This is a genomic window from Rahnella bruchi, assembly GCF_003614975.1.
GTDB classification, from domain to species: Bacteria; Pseudomonadota; Gammaproteobacteria; order Enterobacterales; family Enterobacteriaceae; genus Rahnella; species Rahnella bruchi.
Genome location: NZ_QZWI01000002.1, coordinates 389,124 through 407,363 on the forward strand (window position 1 = coordinate 389,124; position 18,240 = coordinate 407,363).

Genomic DNA, 18,240 nt, shown 5'->3' on the forward strand with positions numbered 1-18,240 from the left:
AAGAAACCATGATGCAACATCTTAGAAACAATGAGTAAACATACTCAAAGCCCGAGGCTGAAAACAGCAGATTTCTTAAAAGAAAGTTAATTGGAAGTTGTCGCTATGATGCCTTATGGGTACAATCACGAAAACTGAATAATACATACCAACTTGTTTACGATAAGAGAACACAGGGACCCCTCATGGATCTGACTCAGTTACGAATGTTTTGCTGCGTAGCGGAAACCGGTTCGCTGGCGCGTGCGGCAGAGCAGTTACACCGCGTGCCGTCGAACCTGACCACCCGCTTGCGCCAGCTGGAACTCGAACTGGGCACCGATTTGTTCATCCGTGAAAAACAGCGCATCCGCCTTTCCGCAATGGGCCACAACTTCCTTAACTATGCCGAACGTATTCTGGCGCTGAGCGACGAAGCCATGAGCATTACGCATGCCGGAGAACCTGCCGGGAACTTCGCGCTGGGATCGATGGAAAGCACAGCGGCTACGCGCCTGCCTTCTTTACTGGCGGCTTATCATCAGAAATTCCCGCAGGTGGCGTTGTCGCTGGTGACGGCGACTTCCGGCGAAACCATCGACAGCGTCCGGGCAGGACGTCTCGCCGCAGCGCTGGTTGATGGCCCGATAGATTTTGACGACATTAACGGCTGTATCTCGTTTCGCGAACGTATGGTGGTCATTAGTCCGCTGGGCGAATCGCCGCTGGACGTGCCTGCCGGTCGCAGCGGTCATACCGTTTTTGCATTCCGCCCGAGCTGTTCCTACCGCCAGCGTTTGCAGGGCTGGATTAAGCATATGAATGTGCCGGTCGCCAATACGATGGAGATTCAGTCCTATCATTCGATGATGGCCTGCGTCGCCAGCGGTGCGGGTATCGCGATGATCCCGCGCTCCGTACTGGAACAATTGCCCGGCCACGAACGGGTAGAAATTCACGAAATCCCGGATGAATTCGCCGATACCGCCACCTGGCTTATCTGGCGCAGGGACGCCTTCAGCCCGAATGTCCGGGCGCTGAAAGAACTGATTATTGAACAGAATGACGGTGTGATCCCGTTACTTAAACACCCGCTCGCCGGCGAACATGACCCGGTATTGCATCCGACTTATTAACCTGAATCTGATTAAGCTAAAAACACCTGACTGGAGCTACATAATGGAAATGATTAAAACGCGTGCGGCCGTCGCCTGGGGCCCGAATCAACCTCTGTCCATCGAAGAAGTCGATTTGATGCCACCACAAAAAGGCGAAGTGCTGGTGCGGATCGTCGCCACCGGTGTTTGTCATACTGATGCCTACACGCTGTCCGGCAAAGATCCGGAAGGCGTCTTCCCGGCGATCCTCGGCCATGAAGGCGGCGGTGTTGTTGAAGCCGTTGGCGAAGGCGTTACCAGCGTCGCGGTTGGCGACCACGTGATCCCACTTTACACGCCGGAATGTGGCGAGTGTAAGTTCTGTAAATCCGGCAAAACTAACCTGTGTCAGGCTATCCGTACCACACAAGGCAAAGGCCTGATGCCGGACGGTACCACCCGTTTCTTCAAAGACGGCAAGCCGATTTTCCATTACATGGGCACTTCGACCTTCTCCGAATACACCGTCGTTCCTGAGATTTCGCTGGCGAAAATCAACAAAGAAGCGCCACTGGAAGAAGTGTGTCTGCTCGGTTGCGGCGTGACCACCGGTATGGGCGCAGTCATCAACACTGCCAAAGTGAAGAAAGGCGATACGGTGGCAATCTTCGGTCTCGGCGGTATTGGCCTTTCGGCGATTATCGGTGCAGTGATGGCTGGTGCAGGCCGTATCATCGGTATTGATCTCAATACCAGCAAATTCGATCTGGCCCGTAAACTGGGTGCAACCGATCTGATCAACCCGAAAGATTACGACAAGCCAATTCAGGACGTGATCGTCGAAATGACCGACGGCGGCGTAGACTTCTCCTTCGAATGTATCGGTAATGTGAACGTGATGCGTTCCGCGCTGGAATGCTGCCACAAAGGCTGGGGCGAATCCGTCATCATCGGGGTGGCCGGTGCGGGTGAAGAGATCTCTACCCGTCCGTTCCAGCTGGTGACTGGCCGCGTATGGCGTGGTTCTGCATTTGGTGGCGTGAAAGGTCGCAGCCAGCTGCCGGGCATTGTGCAACGTTATCTGGACGGCGAATTCGCGCTGAACGATTTCATCACCCACACCCTGCCGCTGGAAGAAATCAACGAAGCCTTTGACCTGATGCATGAAGGGAAATCTATCCGCACGGTTATTCATTTTAATAAGTAAGGAATGTTTCGATGAGCAGCTCGATTGAACTACTCGAAGAACACCGGATGTTTGGCGGCTGGCAACAACGCTACCGTCACACGTCTGCCAGCCTGAATTGCAGCATGACGTTCAGCATCTATCTGCCACCGGCGAAAGACGATGCGCCGCCGCCGGTGCTGTACTGGCTGTCGGGTCTGACCTGCAACGATGAAAACTTCACCGTCAAAGCCGGGGCGCAGCGCGTTGCGGCTGAACTTGGGTTGATTCTGGTGATGCCGGACACCAGCCCGCGCGGTGAAAGTGTCGCCAATGACGAAGGCTACGATCTCGGTCAGGGCGCAGGTTTTTACCTGAATGCTACGCAGTCGCCGTGGGCAGCACATTACCGGATGTACGATTATCTGCTCGATGAATTGCCTGCGCTTATCAGCGGGCATTTCAAAGTCAGCGATCGTCAGTCCATTTTCGGTCATTCAATGGGCGGTCACGGCGCGCTGATGCTGGCGTTACGTAATCCGCAGCGTTTCTGTTCAGTGTCCGCGTTTGCACCGATCGTAAATCCTGCGCAGGTGCCGTGGGGGCGTAAGGCCTTCAGCGCGTATCTGGGTGATGACGAAAGCCAGTGGTTGCAATACGACAGCTGTCATCTGCTGAGTGCCTTACCTGCGGATCAAAAAACATTCCCGATTTTAGTCGATCAGGGCGATGGCGATCAGTTCCTGGCCGATCAGTTGCAACCGTCAAAACTGGCAGAAATCGCCCGTCAGCGCGGCTGGCCGTTACAGTTGCGGGCGCAGCCGGGGTACGATCACAGCTACTTCACGATTGCGTCATTTGTGGAAGATCATCTGCGATTCCATGCGGAGTTTTTGCACTCCCCTGCATGAGTACGCAATGCCTTTTGATGCAGACTGAGAAAATCTCGGTTTCCCGATGGCTGTGATCACTTAACGCGCTGTGTCGAAACCGCCCAAAAGGGGAAAGTGATTTTCCCCTTTTGGGCGATTTCAAACACCGTAGGTACTGTGAAAGCTGTTATTGAGAAACCGAAATCTTCGCGACTCAGATAAAAGGGGCTTTGGAGGATCTCCCAAAAACCTCAACTCTTTAATTTCGGATCCAGTGCATCCCTTAATCCGTCGCCCAGCAAATTAAACGCCAGTACGGTCAGGAATATCGCCAGACTTGGGAAAATTGCCACGTGCGGTGCCATCACCATATCGGCGCGGGCTTCGTTAAGCATCGCGCCCCACTCCGGTGTTGGCGGTTGTGCACCCATACCGAGGAACGACAGGCTGGCAGCGGTAATAATCGATGTGCCGATACGCATGGTGAAATACACCACTATCGATGACAACGTGCCTGGCAGAATGTGGCGGAACAAAATTGTGGCGTCGGTTGCGCCGATACTGCGCGCCGATTCAATATAGGTTTGCTGTTTGAGCACCAGCGTATTGCCGCGCACCAGACGGGCAAACGCCGGTATGCTGAAGATAGCGACCGCGATAATCACGTTCGACATCCCATTGCCCATCACCGCAACCACGGCAATCGCCAGCAGGATACCGGGAAAAGCAAACAGCACGTCGCAAACGCGCATGGTGATGCGATCCCACCAGCCTTCATAATATCCGGCCAGCAATCCGAACACTGTGCCGATAGCCGCGCCGAGTACCACGGAAAGGACACCTGCGGTGAGGGAGATGCGCGTGCCCATCAGAATGCGGCTGAAAATATCCCGTCCCAGAGAATCCACGCCCAGCCAGTGAAGCAGCGACGGGCCTTCGTTCAGACGGTCATAATCGAAATAGTTTTCCGGATCAAACGGCACCAGCCACGGCGCAAAAATTGCAGCGACAATCAACAGCAGGATAAAAACGCCCGCAATCATCGCAATATGCTGCCGTCTGAAACGACGCCAGAACGCTTTCCACGGTGTCCGAACCGCCTGTGATTGCGCAGTTCCCGGTGTAATTATCGGCAAACTCGCGAGTACGGCATTTCGCCGCCAGTTTTTCATGCGTTGACTCACTTGTATCGGATGGAAGGGTTGATGACGGCGTACAGCATGTCCACCAGCAGATTGATGAGGATGAATTCCAGCGAGAACAGCAGCACTTCTGCCTGTATCACCGGATAATCACGCATCTCGACGGAATCGACCAGCAACCGCCCTAACCCCGGCCAGTTGAAAACTTTTTCTACGACAATCGAGCCGCCAAGCAGGAAGCCAAATTGCAGCCCCATCATGGTGACTACCGGGATCATCGCGTTGCGAAGGCCATGTTTGACCACCACCACAGCCTCGTGCACGCCTTTAGCGCGTGCGGTTCGCATGTAATCTTCCTGCATCACCTCGACAAAAGAGGCGCGGGTAAAGCGGGCCATGATCGCCGCCACGGCAGCGCCGAGCGTAATGGAAGGCAAAATATAATGCCGCCAGCCGTCAGCGCCCACCGTCGGCAGCCAGCCCAGCTCAACGGAAAATATTTGCATCAGCAACATGCCCAGCGCAAAAGCCGGGAATGAAATGCCGGAGACGGCCAGCGCCATACCGAGACGATCCGGCCAGCGGTTACGCCACACGGCGGAGACCACGCCAATCACCAGCCCGAATATCACCGACCACAACATGCTGGTCAGCGTCAGCCAGAATGTCGGCATAAAGCGGGAACTGATTTCATCAATGACCGGGCGTTTTGATACCATCGAGTGACCGAAATCACCGGTCAGCGCATTGCCGAAAAAGGTGAGAAATTGCTGATAAAGCGGCTTATCCAGCCCGAGATCCTGACGCACCAACGCGACAACGCTGGCGTCCGCATCCTGTCCGGCCATCAGCCGCGCCGGATCGCCCGGCAAAAGATGCACAAACAGAAAGACCAGCACAGCCACAATCAGCAGTGTCGGGATCAGTCCGAGTAATCGTTTTAAAAAATAATTAAGCATGATTCGCTGTCTGTGATTTCACGGTACGACATCCATGTTCCGTCGGCGGAACACACGAGTTCAGGGCACGGGCTCATGGGTTCCCGTGCCCTGAAAACTTCACCGCGTATTATTTCACGTCTGCATCATCAAAGCTGAAGGCCGTATCCGGCATAACATAGAATCCGGTCAGGCGTTTATTTTTCGCCGACACCAGACGTTCTGTCACCAGGAATGCCCACGGCGCGTCAGTCCAGATTTGTTTCTGGGCATCGGCGTACAGTTTGGCTTTCTCGGCTTTATCCGTCGTTTTCAGCGCGTCTGACAAATCTTTATCCACCTGCGCGTTACTGTAGAACGCGGTATTGAACTGTTTCGGCGGTGCAGCCTGTGTGGAGAACAGCGGCGAAAGTGCCCAGTCTGCTTCACCGGTAGACGCTGACCAGCCGGTATAGAACATGCGGATCCCCGCTTCTTTCTGCCCGACGTTTTCCACCTGCGCGGCACGCTGTGCGGCGTCCATGGCGGTGACGGTGACTTTGATACCTACCTGCGCCAGTTGCTGCTGGGTGAACTGCAATACTTTCTGCGCGGTGCTGTTATTGTGCGAAGACCACAACGTAGTGGTGAAACCGTCCGGATAACCGGCTTCTTTCAGTAATTCTTTGGCTTTAGCCGGATCATATGGCCACGGTTTGAATTTCGCGGCGTATTCAATTCCCTGCGGCAACGGCCCTTCAGAAGGCACTGCATAACCGGCAAACGCGACTTTGATCAGCGCCTGTTTGTTGATGGCGTAGTTGATTGCCTCACGCACTTTGACGTTATCGAACGGCTTTTGCGTCACGTTAAAGCTGATGTAACGATGCAGAATTGACGGTGCGGCCACCAGATCCAGCTTATCGTTTTTCTTCAGTAACGCGGCCTGTTCGTAAGGCACCGGGAACGCCAGATCCGCTTCACCGGTTTGCAGCATCGCAGCGCGGGTATTGTTATCCACGACCGGACGCCAGGTAATGGTGTCGAGTTTTGGCTCACCTTTTTTCCAGTAACCGTCGAATTTCTTCACTTTCACAAAGTCAGTCTGGTTCCACTGTTCCAGCGTGTACGGGCCGGTACCGACCGGATGGAAGCCAATATCTTTGCCGTATTTGGTCAGCGCCGCCGGGGAAATAATCACCGCAGACGGGTGCGCCAGAATGTTGATGAACGCCGAGAACGGTTCTTTCAGCGTGATTTTCACCGTGTTGTCATCCACCGCTTCGGTGCTGGCGATGTTTTTAAACAGGTTATAGCGTTTGAGGTGGCTGTCCGGATTGCTCGCGCGGTCAAAGTTAACTTTTACCGCCGCCGCATTGAAATCCGTACCGTCCTGGAACTTAATGCCGGGATGCAATTTGATGGTGTAAACCAGGCCATCTTTGCTGACCGTGTAGCTGTCTGCCAGCACGTTTTCCAGCTTCATATCTTTATCAAAGCCAAACAGCCCCTGATAGAAAGATTTGGCCACGGCCTGCGACAGGGTGTCGTTGGCGTCATAGGGATCAAGCGAGGTGAAGTTAGAACCTACTGCGACCACTACGTCTTTCGCCGCCCAGGCAGACGCCGAAGCCAGCGAACCGAAAACAGCGGCAGCGAGCACGGCCTGACGGACAACGTTCTTACCTTTATGTTTATGCTGATTCATATCAGTTCCTTTCCTGTCTTACCCGTTAAAAAGTGGCTCAAGATGAGCAACCATAAAAATTAGTAAACCCCTGCAATTGCATGCCGGGCAACAAAATGCCCTTCCGCCACCTGAACCAGCGGTGCGACAAACGGTTCGTCGTTAAGCGCGCGAATCGGGCTCGGGATTTCATCCACCAGCAGCGCCTGATCTTTACGTTTATGCGCCGGATCTGCCACCGGCACCGCCGCCATCAGTTTGCGGGTGTACGGATGCTGCGGATTTTCAAACACCGCGCGCCGTGAGCCGATTTCCACAATCTGGCCGAGATACATCACGGCAACGCGGTGACTGATGCGTTCTACCACCGCCATATCGTGTGAAATAAACAAAAAGGCCAGCCCGAATTCTTTCTGCAAATCCATCAGCAGATTGACGATTTGCGCGCGGATAGACACATCCAGCGCCGATACCGATTCATCGGCAATCACCACTTTGGGATTGAGCGCCAGTGCGCGCGCGATACAAATACGTTGCCGCTGACCGCCGGAAAATTCGTGAGGATAGCGCTGCGCGTGTTCCGGCAGCAGCCCGACTTTTTCCAGCAACCACGCGACGCGCGCTTCTGCGTCTGCGCCTTTTGCCAGCTTATGCACCAGCAACGGCTCCATGATCGAATAGCCAACCGTCAGACGCGGGTCGAGCGACGCATAAGGATCCTGAAAGATAAACTGAATATCACGGCGCAGATGTTGCAGCGCGCTGCCGCTGATATCCGTCAACGTTTTGCCGTCAAAAGTGATGGTACCGCCCTGACTTTTCACCAGTTTGAGCAATGAGCTGCCGGTGGTGGATTTTCCGCAACCGGATTCGCCCACCAGCGCCAGCGTTTCGCCGGGGTGTAAATCAAAACTGACTTTTTCAACCGCATGAACTCGCCGCGTAACCCGGTTAAAAATACCGCTGCGCAGGTCAAAACGGGTCACCAGATCACGCACCTGCAATATCGCCGGCGCGCCGGGTGTCAGGGTATTTTGGGTCAGCGCCGGATCACCTTCATATTGTGCCGGTAACGGGAATTTCGCAGGCAATGGTTTACCGGCCATAGAACCGAGTTTTGGCACCGCCGCCAGTAACGTCTGCGTGTAAGGCTGTTGCGGCGTGCGAAATATCGCGCCCACATCACCGGTTTCCACGCTGTTGCCCTGATGCATGACCAGTACGCGATCGGCGATTTCCGCCACCACGCCCATGTCGTGCGTGATGAAAATCACGCCCATGTGCATCTCTTTTTGCAGCACACGGATCAGCTGTAAAATCTGTGCCTGAATGGTCACATCCAGCGCGGTAGTCGGTTCATCGGCGATCAGTAACGCGGGTTTACACGACAACGCCATCGCTATCATCACCCGCTGGCGCATACCGCCGGAAAGCTGATGCGGATAGCTGTCGAGAATATTTCGGGCTTCAGGAATACGCACCAGATCCAACATCCGCAACGCTTCTGCACGTGCGGCGCGGTGATCTTTATTCTGATGCAGACGGATAGACTCAGCGATTTGCTCACCGACCGGAAATACCGGATTGAGCGAGGTCATCGGCTCCTGAAATATCATCGCCATATCTGCACCGCGCAGGCTACGCATGGCGGGTTGCGTCGTCGCCATCAGATCAACCACTTCGCCGTTACGGCGGCGGAACTGCATTTCACCCTGCGTTATCTGCCCGCCGCCCTGCTCCACCAGACGCATCAGCGCCAGCGAAGTCACGGATTTGCCGGAGCCGGATTCGCCGACGATAGCCAGCGTTTCACCGCGTTTTACCTGAAAACTGAGCTGATTCACCGCCGGGATGATTTGCCCTTCATGCGCAAACTGCACGCTGAGCTGGCTGACCGCCAGAACGTGGTTAGGAGGCAGAGTCAGGGAACTGTTCATGAGCGGTAAATACTGACAACTGGCGCTTCGCCCACCCGGGCAAATCCGCGGTACATGCCTTCACTGTTGAAAGGCAGCTCCACGTTGCCAAATTTATCCACGGCAATCATTCCGCCGCTTCCGCCCAGTGGCAGCAGCTTTTCCTGCACCACTTTATGTGTGGCTTCCTGCAGCGTTAAACCGGCGTATTCCATCAGCGCGGCGACGTCGTAAGCGGCGACGGTACGCATAAACACTTCACCGGTTCCGGTGCTGGAAATCGCCACCGTATTGTTGCTGGCATAACAACCCGCGCCAATGATCGGGGAATCGCCGACGCGCCCGGCCTGTTTGTTGGTCATTCCACCGGTCGATGTGGCTGCCGCCAGATTGCCGGATTCATCTATCGCCACCGCACCTACGGTGCCAAATTTACGTTCAGGATCAATGGGGTCAGCCGAAGCATTCAGCGACGCCCCGTCGTGATCGAGCATGACGCCGGTGTCAGCGGCGATAGCACGCTGCAACTGGTCATAACGTTCCTGGGTGAAGAAAAACGCCGGCTCCACCATTTCCTGACCATTGGCGCGGGCAAAATCTTCCGCGCCGGCACCGGTAAACAGGACGTGCGGGCTGTTTTCCAGCACCTTGCGGGCGGTAAGAACAGGATTACGGATATGGCTGACGCCGCAAATCGCACCGGCATCCAGCGTGCGGCCATCCATGATGCAGGCGTCTAATTCATGCGTGCCCTGATGGGTGAATACCGCACCTTTGCCTGCATTAAATAACGGGCACTCTTCGAGCAGGCGGACAGCTTCAGTTACGGCGTCCAGCGCGCTGCCGCCTGCGGCCAGAATCGCCTGCCCGTGGCTGACGATCCTTTCCAGTTCGGCTAAATAAAGTTGTTCTTTTTCGACGCTCATTGCCGCACGTGTTATTGCCCCGGCGCCACCATGAATAGCAATGACCGGACGCTTCTTGTTCGAAACGGAAGCCGCTGAATTATCAGTAGAAGAACTCATTAGCACTGCACCTTTCGATGTTGTATTTATGTATGGAAGATGTTGACCTGTTTTTTGACTATATTTAGCCCGCTACAGTATGTAAAGCAGAAATGCATCGCCATCAAAATGGCGCTAATTGCTTAGATTGTTTAGGAAAAACAAATGCTGCAATTGAATATACATGCGGGACAAATCACCAGAGAACGGCAATAATAAACGTCCTAATCGCGGAAAAAGCACCTCTGGATGAGCTTACCGCGACTTTTTTTTATTTTCTCTTTTTAGGAAATCAGTTTATGGAAACTGTTTATAACCGCCCCCGTCTTAATGTGATTTCGTGGCTAAGTTACTTTTTTACAGGTGGACTCGTCTCCACCCTGGGTATTGTTATCGGGCCAGTCGCCACAGCGTTTAATAAAGATCCGGCCTTTATTGGCCTGATGTTCTCACTGATGAACATCGGTTTATTCCTGCCGATTATGATCAGTGGCATCCTGATGCGTAAATTCGATCTGGGCAAACAACTGATCACAGGTTCGGTTATCACTATCCTGACCTGTATCGCGCTGTTCGTCATGCCGTCGATTACCCTGTTCGGCGTCGGCGTTTTCCTGATCGGGGCGACCGCTGGTCTGATGATGTCGATTGGCAGCTATCTGGTCGTTCGTATTAACGAAGATCCGAAAAAGCGTTCTGCTAACTTAATCTTTACCGACTTCTTCTTTGCGCTTTCCGGCATGACGCTGTCTCTGGTGCTCGGCTTCCTGTTCAAGCATGGCGCGAGCTGGCTGGCGATGTACGGCATCATGGGTACGCTGAGCGTGCTGATGATCCTGCTGTGTGTGGGTCAGAAATTCCCGACCGTTGCCCAGCCTGAAAAAGTAGCGAAAAGCCAGCAAGAAGCGAAAGAGCCGTGGGGTTTTGCGGCTTACGTGTTGTGTTTTGCTCTGTTCGCCTTCGTCTTCAGCGAACTGGTTTTCACCCTGTGGATGCCAAGCTGGTTGCATGAACACTTTGGTCTGGACACTGACCGCGCAGCGATTTACATCACCACTTACTGGATGGTGAAAGCGATTGGCCTGTTCCTGAACCAGTTCACCGTGCGTTTTGTGAAACTGCGTACGTTCCTGTTTGCGTCGGCCATCATCGGCTTAATCAGCCTGATTGTGGTCACGCACAACGAAAACACCACGCTGGTGATGATTGCGGTTGGCCTGTTCGGTTTCTGTAACTCCGGTATGTTCTCCGGCCTGATGAGCTACGGCAGCCTGCAGGTGAAAAACTCACCGCCAACGCTGACCTCTGCGCTGCTGACGACCGCTTCCGTCGGTACGCTGATTTTCGCCTCATTCTCGTCATTCATTTACCGCGAATATGGTCTGTTCTGGGCACTGAATATCGCGACGGTATCTTACGTTCTGCTGGTGCTGGCAGTGATCATCGCCGGTGTGCGCAGTAAAGCGGAAAAAATTCACCGCGAAATGGCGGCGTAAACGTCGTTATTTTTTTAACAGCGGGGTTTCGGCCCTGCTGTTTTCACACTTATCCTTCCAGTGAATCCAGAAATCGCACCGCCGCCGGTGTCACAGAATCCGTCTGATAAATCGCATACAAATCTACCGCCAGCCGTTCGCTCAACGCACAGAAGCGCACGCCCGGCCAGTGAATGCGCGCATAACTTTCCGGCAACAGCGTAATGCCATAACCGTTCGCCACCAGCGCCAGCGCGGTTTGCGGCTCATTCACCTGCTGAACTATTTTTGGCAAAAAACCGTGCTGACGGCACATCGAATACAGATAACTGCCGAGACTCGATGTGTTCATCGGCATCAGAATAAAATCTTCATGTGCCAGTTCGCCGAGTACAACGCTGTTTTTCATCGCCAGCGGATGATGTTCAGAAATCGCCAGCGCCACGTTTTCTCGCCCCATCAGGCGGCTCGACAGCCCGTGCGGCAGCGCCAGTTTTGCCTCACGCCAGATACCAATATCGATACGCTGCAACTGCAAGGCATCAATTTGCTGTACCGGCGTCAGTTCGGTTACTGACCAGCTGATTTCCGGCGCAATGCGGGCAAAGCTGTTCAGCGCAGGCATCAGCGGTCCCCAGGCGGCGGTGCCCACGGTGCCAAACTGAATGTGCCCGACTTCCCCGCGCCCGATTTTGCGAACCTGATGCAGCGAACGGTTAATGCTGTCGAGCATCAGTCCGGCTTCGCGCATCAGCGCCGCCCCCGCAGGCGTCAGCGATACTGAACGGGTGGTGCGCAGAAACAACGGTGTACCGAGCAGATTCTCCAGCTCTTTGATGTGCAGGCTGAGCGGAGGTTGCGACATATTCAGGCGCACCGCAGCCTTGCTGAAACTCAGCTCCTCAGCCACCACGCGAAAATAATGCAGCAGCCGCAGATTAATCTGGCCGAGATCGAAAACGGAATCAGTAAACGTCCGCGTCATATGGGTTTCCCTGTCATATTTTATCCTTACATTTCTGAGCGTTAGATTTATAGATTTTGACTATAAATCCTTGCGGAATTCGGTATTAGACCCTGACAGCCGCCCACACTAGCATTGCCTTCACTCCTACCCTACTGTGAAAAATGAGAGAAGTGATCATGCTCAATAACAATGCTTTTGACTGCGCCGCCCTTATCCGCCAACGCGCCCCGAGTTTTATCCCGAAAGCTGCCCTGATACTCGGCTCCGGCCTCGGCACCCTTTGCGATGACATGTCTGACGCCATCACCATTCCCTACAGCGAACTGCCGGGATTCCCGCAAAGCAATGTCGTCGGCCATGCCGGTGAACTGGTACTTGGCACGCTCGAAGGTGTACCAGTGATGTGCATGAAAGGCCGTGGCCACATGTATGAGGGCCATGGCATGTCAGTAATGACCAGTGCCGTTCGCACCTTCAAACTGCTTGGATGTGAATTTTTGCTGGCCACCAATGCCGCCGGGTCGATGCGCAAGGAAGTCGCGCCCGGAAGACTGGTGGCGCTGACCGATCACGTGAGTTTCATGCCGGAATCGCCGCTGGCGGGTCCCAACGATGACCGCTTCGGGCCGCGTTTTTTCAGCCTGGCGAATGCCTATGACAAAGACTTACGCGCTCAGCTACACGGCGTGGCAGAAAAACTCGGTATCGACGTCGCCGAAGGCGTATTCGCCGCCTACACCGGCCCGAACTTCGAGACACCGGCTGAAATCCGCATGATGCAAATTCTCGGCTGTGATGTGGTCGGCATGTCCATCGTGCCCGAAGTGATTTCCGCACGCCATTGCGGGCTGAAAGTGCTGGCGGTATCCGCCATGACCAACTATGCAGAAGGGCTTTCCGACACTCCGCTTTCCCACGAGCAGACCCTGAGCTGCGCTAAACTCGCTGTCGGTGATTTCACCCGCCTGATCCGCGCCTTTTTCGCCAGCCTGGCTGCGCCTGCAAAATAAGGAACGGCTATGGAACAGACATTCAACCGCCGGCGGATCAATATGATTTCCTGGCTGAGTTATTTCTTCACCGGCGCGCTGGTTTCCACACTGGGAATTGTTATCGGCCCGGTTGCGCAGGCCTTTGGCAAAGACCCCGGTTTTATCGGGCAGATGTTTACGCTGATGAATATCGGTCTGTTCCTGCCGATTATGATAAGCGGCGTGCTGATGCGCAAATTCAATCTGGGCAAGCAGCTGATCACCGGCTCTGTGGTTTCAGTGCTGACCTGTATCGCACTGTTTCTTATGCCGACGATCACTATGTTTGGTATCGGCGTTTTTCTCATTGGTGCCGCATCAGGAATTATGATGTCCGTCGGCAGCTATCTGGTGGTGCGCATTAATGAGGATCCCAAAAAGCGTTCAGCAAATTTAATCCTCACTGATTTCTTCTTTGCGCTGGCAGGTGTGGTGTTATCCCTGCTGCTGGGCTATCTGTTCCAGCATGGCGCAAGCTGGCTGGCGATGTATGGCGTAATGGCGGTTTTGAGTCTGGCAATGATTGTTTTGTGTGTCGGGCAGAGGTTTCCTTCCATTCCGCAGGCAGCACAAACGACATCCAAAACGGACGCTCAGCATCCGCGCTGGGGAGTGTCGGTGTGGGTATTATGCTTCGCACTGTTTGCGTTTCTGCTGGCAGAGCCGATTTTCACAATGTGGCTACCGAGCTGGCTGAAAGAGCATTTTGGTATGGCCGCAGATCGTGCAGCGTTTTACATCACGACGTACTGGACGGTGAAATCCATCGGCCTGTTTGTGAATCAGTTCACGGTACGCTTTGTGAAGCTGCGGACCTATCTGCTGCTTTCCTCGATCATCGGGCTGATTTGTCTGGCGGTTGCCGCCAACAGCGCACACCCGACCCTGATCCTGATTTGCGCCGGTCTGTTCGGATTCTGCAACTCCGGGCTGTTCTCAGGCATCATGAGTTACGGCAGCCTGCAGGTCAGAAATTCCCCACCGACGCTGACCTCGGCCCTGCTGACCATCGGCACAATAGGTACGCTGATTTTCTCAACGCTGTCGTCGCTGGTTTACAGTCAGTACGGCCTGTTCTGGGCGCTGAATACCGCCACCATCGCCTATGTTTTCCTGTTGGTCGCGCTGATTTTCGCTTCTGTTAACAGCAAAGCGGAAGCGCTGGAACAACAACCGGCGCATTGATTCACGAACTCTGAGCATAAAAAAGGGAAGACTCTGCGGAGTCTTCCCTTTTCTTATATGACCGCGCTTTTAAAGCTGCGGGCAGCGCTGCAAACTGTTTAGCCAGGATGTTTCAGGCTGAGCGGTCAGACGACGCGCGCGTCCATGACGGCGCAGGATCAGACCCTTGTCCTGCATTTCACTTAGATCACGTCGGATCGTTTCGAGACTCACATCCAGCGATTGTGCCAGTTCGCTAACCTGTAACACTTCATATTGTTCTACCAACTGAAGGATGGCCTGATGGCGATTTTTTTTAAGCACCGGTTATTCCTGTATATATGACAGATATGTGACACAAATCACAAATAACGGCAACCATCATAACCGCGTTACATTCGTAATTTTGGGATCGATCTCAATTTTTCAGAAATCCCCACGAAGTTTTTACGCCTTCAGCGGTTTTTGGTTCGTCCCGTTTCTCTGTCATACTACGGGTATGCCCCAATTTCCCGTCCGTCGCCGGTGAGTCCGCCCGTGTCGCCGGGTTGAATCACTAAGGAATTTTGATGGAATTCAACACTGCAGGTTTAATCTCACTTCAGGAAGCGCTGGATAAAATGCGCGCTTACGTTCCGAAAAAAACAGCGCAGGATGCCGAATCTCTGCCACTGGCAACCGCCGCCGGGCGCATTACCGCCGCACCGGTGCTTTCCCCTATTTTTGTTCCCCCTTTTGATAACTCCGCGATGGACGGTTATGCCCTGCGCATCGCCGACCTGCACGACGGCGCGGTATTGCCGGTAGCCGGTAAAGCCTTTGCCGGTGCGCCTTTCCACGGCGAATGGCCTGCCGGAACCTGCATCCGTATCATGACCGGCGCGCCGGTTCCTGCGGGTGCCGATGCAGTCATTATGCAGGAACAGGCAGAAGTGTCAGAAGAGGGAGTCCGTTTCACCGCAACGGCAGAAAAAGGCCAGAATATCCGTCTGACCGGTGACGATATTGAGCAAGGCGACAGCGTTCTGTCTGCGGGTGTGCGACTGGGCGCAGCGGAATTGCCGCTGCTGGCGTCACTTGGTGTGACTGAAGTGCAGGTCTGGAAATCACTGAAAGTTGCCGTATTTTCCACCGGTGATGAGTTACAGCCCGTCGGGACACCTCTGCAGGAAGGCCAGATTTATGACACCAACCGTTTTGCCGTGCGTCTGATGCTCGAGCAACTCGGTTGTACAGTGCTGGACCTGGGGATTATCCGCGACGATCCGCAGGCTCTGCGTAAAGCATTTGAAGAAGCCAATGAATTTGCGGATTTAGTGATTTCCAGCGGCGGCGTTTCTGTCGGTGAAGCCGATTACACCAAACAGATGCTGGATGAACTGGGAGAAATTGGTTTCTGGAAACTGGCCATGAAGCCGGGCAAGCCTTTTGCATTTGGAAAACTGAAAGACAGCTGGTTCTGCGGTCTTCCGGGAAATCCGGTATCCGCAGCACTGACCTTTTATCAACTGGTTCAGCCATTCATCGCTCAGCTTTCCGGCCACAGTGCCTGGCAGTTCCCGCCACGTCTGAAGGCGAAAGCCGTGACTCCGCTGAAAAAAGCCCCTGGGCGTCTCGATTTCCAGCGCGGCATTTTCAGCACAAATGCACAGGGCCAGCTGGAAGTCCGTACCACCGGCCATCAGGGCTCGCATGTTTTCAGCTCATTCAGCCAGGCCAACTGTTTTATCGTGCTTGAGCGTGAACGCGACAGCGTATCGGCTGGCGACATCGTCGAGATCGAACCTTTTAACGCCCTGCTGCGGAGCTGAAAATGACCACTCTGCCGGAACTGACGGATGCTGAAACCCTGCGCTATAACCGCCAGATTGTGCTGAAAGGGTTTGATTTTGACGCACAGGAGCAACTGAAAGCCAGCCATGCGCTGATTGTTGGATTGGGTGGTTTAGGCTGCGCTGCCGCGCAATATCTGGCGGCGGCAGGGACCGGCACCTTAACGCTGCTGGATTTCGATACGGTATCGCTCTCTAACTTGCAACGCCAGACACTGCATACTGACGCGCGGATAGGGATGCCGAAAGTCGAATCCGCCGCGATAGCGCTGGCGGCAATCAATCCGCATATCCGCTTAAATCAGGTGAATGAACAAGCGGATGACGATGTGTTACGTGAGCTGATCACCGCCTGCGACGTGGTAGTAGACTGCACCGACAATGTCACGACGCGTAATCAGCTGAACAGTGAATGTTTCGCGCAGAAAAAACCACTGGTCTCCGGTGCCGCCATCCGCATGGAAGGTCAGCTCAGCGTGTTTACCTACCAGCCGCAGGAGCCCTGCTACCGCTGCCTGAGCCGGTTGTTTGGTGAAAATGCGCTGACCTGTGTGGAAGCGGGCGTGATGGCGCCGCTGGTTGGTACCATCGGCAGTTTGCAGGCAATGGAAACCATCAAACTGCTGACAAAATTTGGCGAAACTCCGCGCGGAAAACTGTTGATGTTCGACGCCATGACGTTACAGTTCCGCGAGATGAAACTGATGAAAGACCCGAGCTGTGAAGTGTGTGGGGAAAGTTGATAGAAAGTCGGGTGCTGTAAACCTCGGATAAAAACGGGCACTTTATCTCCGCCCGTTAAACACTGGCGTTACTTATCATCATAAGACTGCCAGTATTTCGGTGTGATAGTTTTGCAGAGTTGTGGGTCGATAACATAGTAAGCGCTGAGTTTTTCTTCGTGACAGCGTGTATAGGGTGAGGCCATCAGTACAAAGGGGATTATCCACATAGCAATGTAAGAAAAGGCAAAAACAACTACGCTCAAATACATCCAAACCTTTCCAAGGGCAGTAGGTTTTTTGGGTACCAGCAGGCCTTTTGAAAACAACGTGCGCAATGAAAAAAATAATATGTAAACTAGAAGAGGTATTCCACCGACTGCTGCAAAGCTGCCACGGTCAAATATAATAATATCTTTGTGTCTTAACAAGGAAAGCACCTGATAGAGCTCTCCAAAGTTAATAACGAAATATATCAAACCTAAGAAAACACATACCAAAAACACCGTAAGTAATTTATAAAAAAACCATTTTGACCATGTGTATTCTCTCATTTTTTCACCCATTGGTCAGGAACAATGGTTTTGCACAGATCCGGGTTAATCACGTAGTAACTGCTGTACTTTCCTACATTGCATGAGGTATAGGGCGATACCATTAAGATAAAGGGGATGACGAAAGATGCGATAAAGCCTAAAACAAAAGACACTACACTAATGACCATCCAAATATAGCCAATCGTAGTATATTTCTTAAAGGGTTCGATACCTTTCTTAAACAACATTTTCAATGCAAAGAAGAATACCCATATGAACATAGGAATTCCACCAATACATATTATGACCTTACCACTATATTCAATGGCATCCCCCAAAACAATCAATGACTTGGTATTAAACGTCTCCACCAAATCATTAACCCCATAAACATAACATAAGGAAACGGCCATTAGAATAATGGATCCACCTTTGAAAATAAGCCATTGCTGAATATATTTTTTGTTCATTTCAATATACCATTCATAATGCATAGTTAAACAGTGGATCTGAGTGTATAAAGTTCCACTCATTAATTCTTTTATATTCCTGCATTGCATCCCGGAGTTTTTTCTTAAGAGTTACTGAAAGCCCCAGGTGATCATCTAATTCATTCAGACTGTAATTTAAACCGATACCTACTGCTATAATACAATTGTAGTAAGTACGATCGGCGCACTGATTAATGTTAACATCCCCCCGGCAATAACCCCGATAACCACACTCGCCACTAC

17 protein-coding genes and 1 pseudogene are annotated in these 18,240 nt (G+C 53.1%); 8 read left to right on the forward strand and 10 right to left on the reverse strand.

Going from position 1 to position 18,240, the window contains the following annotated elements:
• The first annotated feature begins 185 nt into the window (after nucleotides 1–185).
• The 3 genes from ptrR to fghA are packed head-to-tail and all read left to right on the forward strand — an operon-like array spanning nucleotide 186 to nucleotide 3,152.
• Nucleotides 186–1,115: a putrescine utilization regulator PtrR gene (ptrR, locus tag D5398_RS07180; RefSeq protein ID WP_120506980.1), complete on the forward strand. Its 930-nt coding sequence runs from the start codon at nucleotides 186–188 to the stop codon at nucleotides 1,113–1,115.
• Nucleotides 1,116–1,158: 43 nt separating this feature from the next.
• Nucleotides 1,159–2,283 carry an S-(hydroxymethyl)glutathione dehydrogenase/class III alcohol dehydrogenase gene (locus D5398_RS07185; RefSeq protein ID WP_120506981.1) on the forward strand — a complete coding sequence of 375 codons (1,125 nt, stop codon included), beginning with the start codon at nucleotides 1,159–1,161 and terminating at the stop codon, nucleotides 2,281–2,283.
• 11 nt (nucleotides 2,284–2,294) lie between these two features.
• On the forward strand, nucleotides 2,295–3,152 hold the full coding sequence (gene fghA / locus D5398_RS07190; RefSeq protein WP_120506982.1) for an S-formylglutathione hydrolase: 858 nt from the start codon (nucleotides 2,295–2,297) through the stop codon (nucleotides 3,150–3,152).
• 212 nt (nucleotides 3,153–3,364) lie between these two features.
• On the opposite strand, the gene gsiD is transcribed toward fghA, so the two are convergent.
• The 5 genes from gsiD to D5398_RS07215 all read right to left on the reverse strand — a co-directional run bounded on the left by gsiD (nucleotide 3,365) and on the right by D5398_RS07215 (nucleotide 9,800).
• Entirely contained in the window at nucleotides 3,365–4,285 is a 921-nt protein-coding gene (gene gsiD / locus D5398_RS07195) for a glutathione ABC transporter permease GsiD (RefSeq protein WP_120506983.1), read from the reverse strand.
• 8 nt (nucleotides 4,286–4,293) lie between these two features.
• Nucleotides 4,294–5,214, reverse strand: a complete 921-nt coding sequence (gene gsiC / locus D5398_RS07200) for a glutathione ABC transporter permease GsiC (protein WP_120506984.1) — start codon at nucleotides 5,212–5,214, stop codon at nucleotides 4,294–4,296.
• Nucleotides 5,215–5,323: 109 nt separating this feature from the next.
• The gene (gene gsiB, locus D5398_RS07205; protein WP_120506985.1) at nucleotides 5,324–6,880 is read right to left on the reverse strand and encodes a glutathione ABC transporter substrate-binding protein GsiB; all 1,557 of its coding nucleotides are present in this window, start codon (nucleotides 6,878–6,880) and stop codon (nucleotides 5,324–5,326) included.
• Between the two features lie 59 nt (nucleotides 6,881–6,939).
• A complete protein-coding gene (locus D5398_RS07210) occupies nucleotides 6,940–8,796 on the reverse strand; it encodes a dipeptide ABC transporter ATP-binding protein (protein ID WP_120506986.1) in 1,857 nt (618 codons plus the stop codon).
• Nucleotides 8,793–9,800 (reverse strand): isoaspartyl peptidase/L-asparaginase family protein, encoded by a 1,008-nt coding sequence (locus D5398_RS07215; protein WP_120506987.1) that lies wholly within the window; start codon nucleotides 9,798–9,800, stop codon nucleotides 8,793–8,795. Before D5398_RS07215 ends, D5398_RS07210 begins: the two co-directional genes overlap by 4 nt.
• 278 nt (nucleotides 9,801–10,078) lie before the next feature.
• On the opposite strand from D5398_RS07215, the gene tsgA (D5398_RS07220) reads away from it, so the two are divergent.
• Nucleotides 10,079–11,275 carry an MFS transporter TsgA gene (gene tsgA, locus D5398_RS07220; protein WP_120506988.1) on the forward strand — a complete coding sequence of 399 codons (1,197 nt, stop codon included), beginning with the start codon at nucleotides 10,079–10,081 and terminating at the stop codon, nucleotides 11,273–11,275.
• Nucleotides 11,276–11,324: 49 nt separating this feature from the next.
• Here the strand turns inward: tsgA (D5398_RS07220) and D5398_RS07225 are convergent, their stop codons facing one another.
• Nucleotides 11,325–12,239 carry a LysR family transcriptional regulator gene (locus tag D5398_RS07225; RefSeq protein WP_120506989.1) on the reverse strand — a complete coding sequence of 305 codons (915 nt, stop codon included), beginning with the start codon at nucleotides 12,237–12,239 and terminating at the stop codon, nucleotides 11,325–11,327.
• A gap of 158 nt (nucleotides 12,240–12,397) precedes the next feature.
• On the opposite strand from D5398_RS07225, the gene xapA reads away from it, so the two are divergent.
• On the forward strand, nucleotides 12,398–13,231 hold the full coding sequence (xapA, locus tag D5398_RS07230; protein ID WP_120506990.1) for a xanthosine phosphorylase: 834 nt from the start codon (nucleotides 12,398–12,400) through the stop codon (nucleotides 13,229–13,231).
• Between the two features lie 9 nt (nucleotides 13,232–13,240).
• Nucleotides 13,241–14,437, forward strand: coding sequence for an MFS transporter TsgA (gene tsgA / locus D5398_RS07235; protein WP_120506991.1), 1,197 nt, complete (start codon nucleotides 13,241–13,243; stop codon nucleotides 14,435–14,437).
• A gap of 69 nt (nucleotides 14,438–14,506) precedes the next feature.
• On the opposite strand, the gene D5398_RS07240 is transcribed toward tsgA (D5398_RS07235), so the two are convergent.
• The gene (locus D5398_RS07240; protein ID WP_120506992.1) at nucleotides 14,507–14,740 is read right to left on the reverse strand and encodes a DeoR family transcriptional regulator; all 234 of its coding nucleotides are present in this window, start codon (nucleotides 14,738–14,740) and stop codon (nucleotides 14,507–14,509) included.
• Between the two features lie 245 nt (nucleotides 14,741–14,985).
• Here D5398_RS07240 and moeA point away from each other — a divergent pair, with 245 nt between their 5' ends.
• Nucleotides 14,986–16,227, forward strand: coding sequence for a molybdopterin molybdotransferase MoeA (moeA, locus tag D5398_RS07245; RefSeq protein WP_120506993.1), 1,242 nt, complete (start codon nucleotides 14,986–14,988; stop codon nucleotides 16,225–16,227).
• Nucleotides 16,228–16,229: 2 nt separating this feature from the next.
• Complete coding sequence (moeB, locus tag D5398_RS07250) at nucleotides 16,230–16,991, forward strand: molybdopterin-synthase adenylyltransferase MoeB (protein ID WP_120506994.1); 762 nt, start codon at nucleotides 16,230–16,232, stop codon at nucleotides 16,989–16,991.
• A gap of 68 nt (nucleotides 16,992–17,059) precedes the next feature.
• On the opposite strand, the gene D5398_RS07255 is transcribed toward moeB, so the two are convergent.
• The 3 genes and pseudogenes from D5398_RS07255 to D5398_RS25520 all read right to left on the reverse strand — a co-directional run.
• Nucleotides 17,060–17,524 carry a DUF1240 domain-containing protein gene (locus D5398_RS07255; RefSeq protein WP_162940726.1) on the reverse strand — a complete coding sequence of 155 codons (465 nt, stop codon included), beginning with the start codon at nucleotides 17,522–17,524 and terminating at the stop codon, nucleotides 17,060–17,062.
• Complete coding sequence (locus tag D5398_RS07260; RefSeq protein WP_162940727.1) at nucleotides 17,521–17,976, reverse strand: DUF1240 domain-containing protein; 456 nt, start codon at nucleotides 17,974–17,976, stop codon at nucleotides 17,521–17,523. Before D5398_RS07260 ends, D5398_RS07255 begins: the two co-directional genes overlap by 4 nt.
• A gap of 13 nt (nucleotides 17,977–17,989) precedes the next feature.
• Nucleotides 17,990–18,240: pseudogene (locus tag D5398_RS25520) on the reverse strand (hypothetical protein); the annotation flags it as partial.

Bases quoted from the DNA above. Each gene is read 5' to 3' on its own strand.
- ptrR (WP_120506980.1), top strand. From the start codon at position 186: ATGGATCTGACTCAGTTACGAATGTTTTGCTGCGTAGCGGAAACCGGT.
- D5398_RS07185 (WP_120506981.1), top strand. From the start codon at position 1,159: ATGGAAATGATTAAAACGCGTGCGGCCGTCGCCTGGGGCCCGAATCAA.
- fghA (WP_120506982.1), top strand. From the start codon at position 2,295: ATGAGCAGCTCGATTGAACTACTCGAAGAACACCGGATGTTTGGCGGC.
- gsiD (WP_120506983.1), bottom strand. From the start codon at position 4,285: ATGAAAAACTGGCGGCGAAATGCCGTACTCGCGAGTTTGCCGATAATT.
- gsiC (WP_120506984.1), bottom strand. From the start codon at position 5,214: ATGCTTAATTATTTTTTAAAACGATTACTCGGACTGATCCCGACACTG.
- gsiB (WP_120506985.1), bottom strand. From the start codon at position 6,880: ATGAATCAGCATAAACATAAAGGTAAGAACGTTGTCCGTCAGGCCGTG.
- D5398_RS07210 (WP_120506986.1), bottom strand. From the start codon at position 8,796: ATGAACAGTTCCCTGACTCTGCCTCCTAACCACGTTCTGGCGGTCAGC.
- D5398_RS07215 (WP_120506987.1), bottom strand. From the start codon at position 9,800: ATGAGTTCTTCTACTGATAATTCAGCGGCTTCCGTTTCGAACAAGAAG.
- tsgA (WP_120506988.1), top strand. From the start codon at position 10,079: ATGGAAACTGTTTATAACCGCCCCCGTCTTAATGTGATTTCGTGGCTA.
- D5398_RS07225 (WP_120506989.1), bottom strand. From the start codon at position 12,239: ATGACGCGGACGTTTACTGATTCCGTTTTCGATCTCGGCCAGATTAAT.
- xapA (WP_120506990.1), top strand. From the start codon at position 12,398: ATGCTCAATAACAATGCTTTTGACTGCGCCGCCCTTATCCGCCAACGC.
- tsgA (WP_120506991.1), top strand. From the start codon at position 13,241: ATGGAACAGACATTCAACCGCCGGCGGATCAATATGATTTCCTGGCTG.
- moeA (WP_120506993.1), top strand. From the start codon at position 14,986: ATGGAATTCAACACTGCAGGTTTAATCTCACTTCAGGAAGCGCTGGAT.
- moeB (WP_120506994.1), top strand. From the start codon at position 16,230: ATGACCACTCTGCCGGAACTGACGGATGCTGAAACCCTGCGCTATAAC.
- D5398_RS07255 (WP_162940726.1), bottom strand. From the start codon at position 17,524: ATGAGAGAATACACATGGTCAAAATGGTTTTTTTATAAATTACTTACG.
- D5398_RS07260 (WP_162940727.1), bottom strand. From the start codon at position 17,976: ATGAACAAAAAATATATTCAGCAATGGCTTATTTTCAAAGGTGGATCC.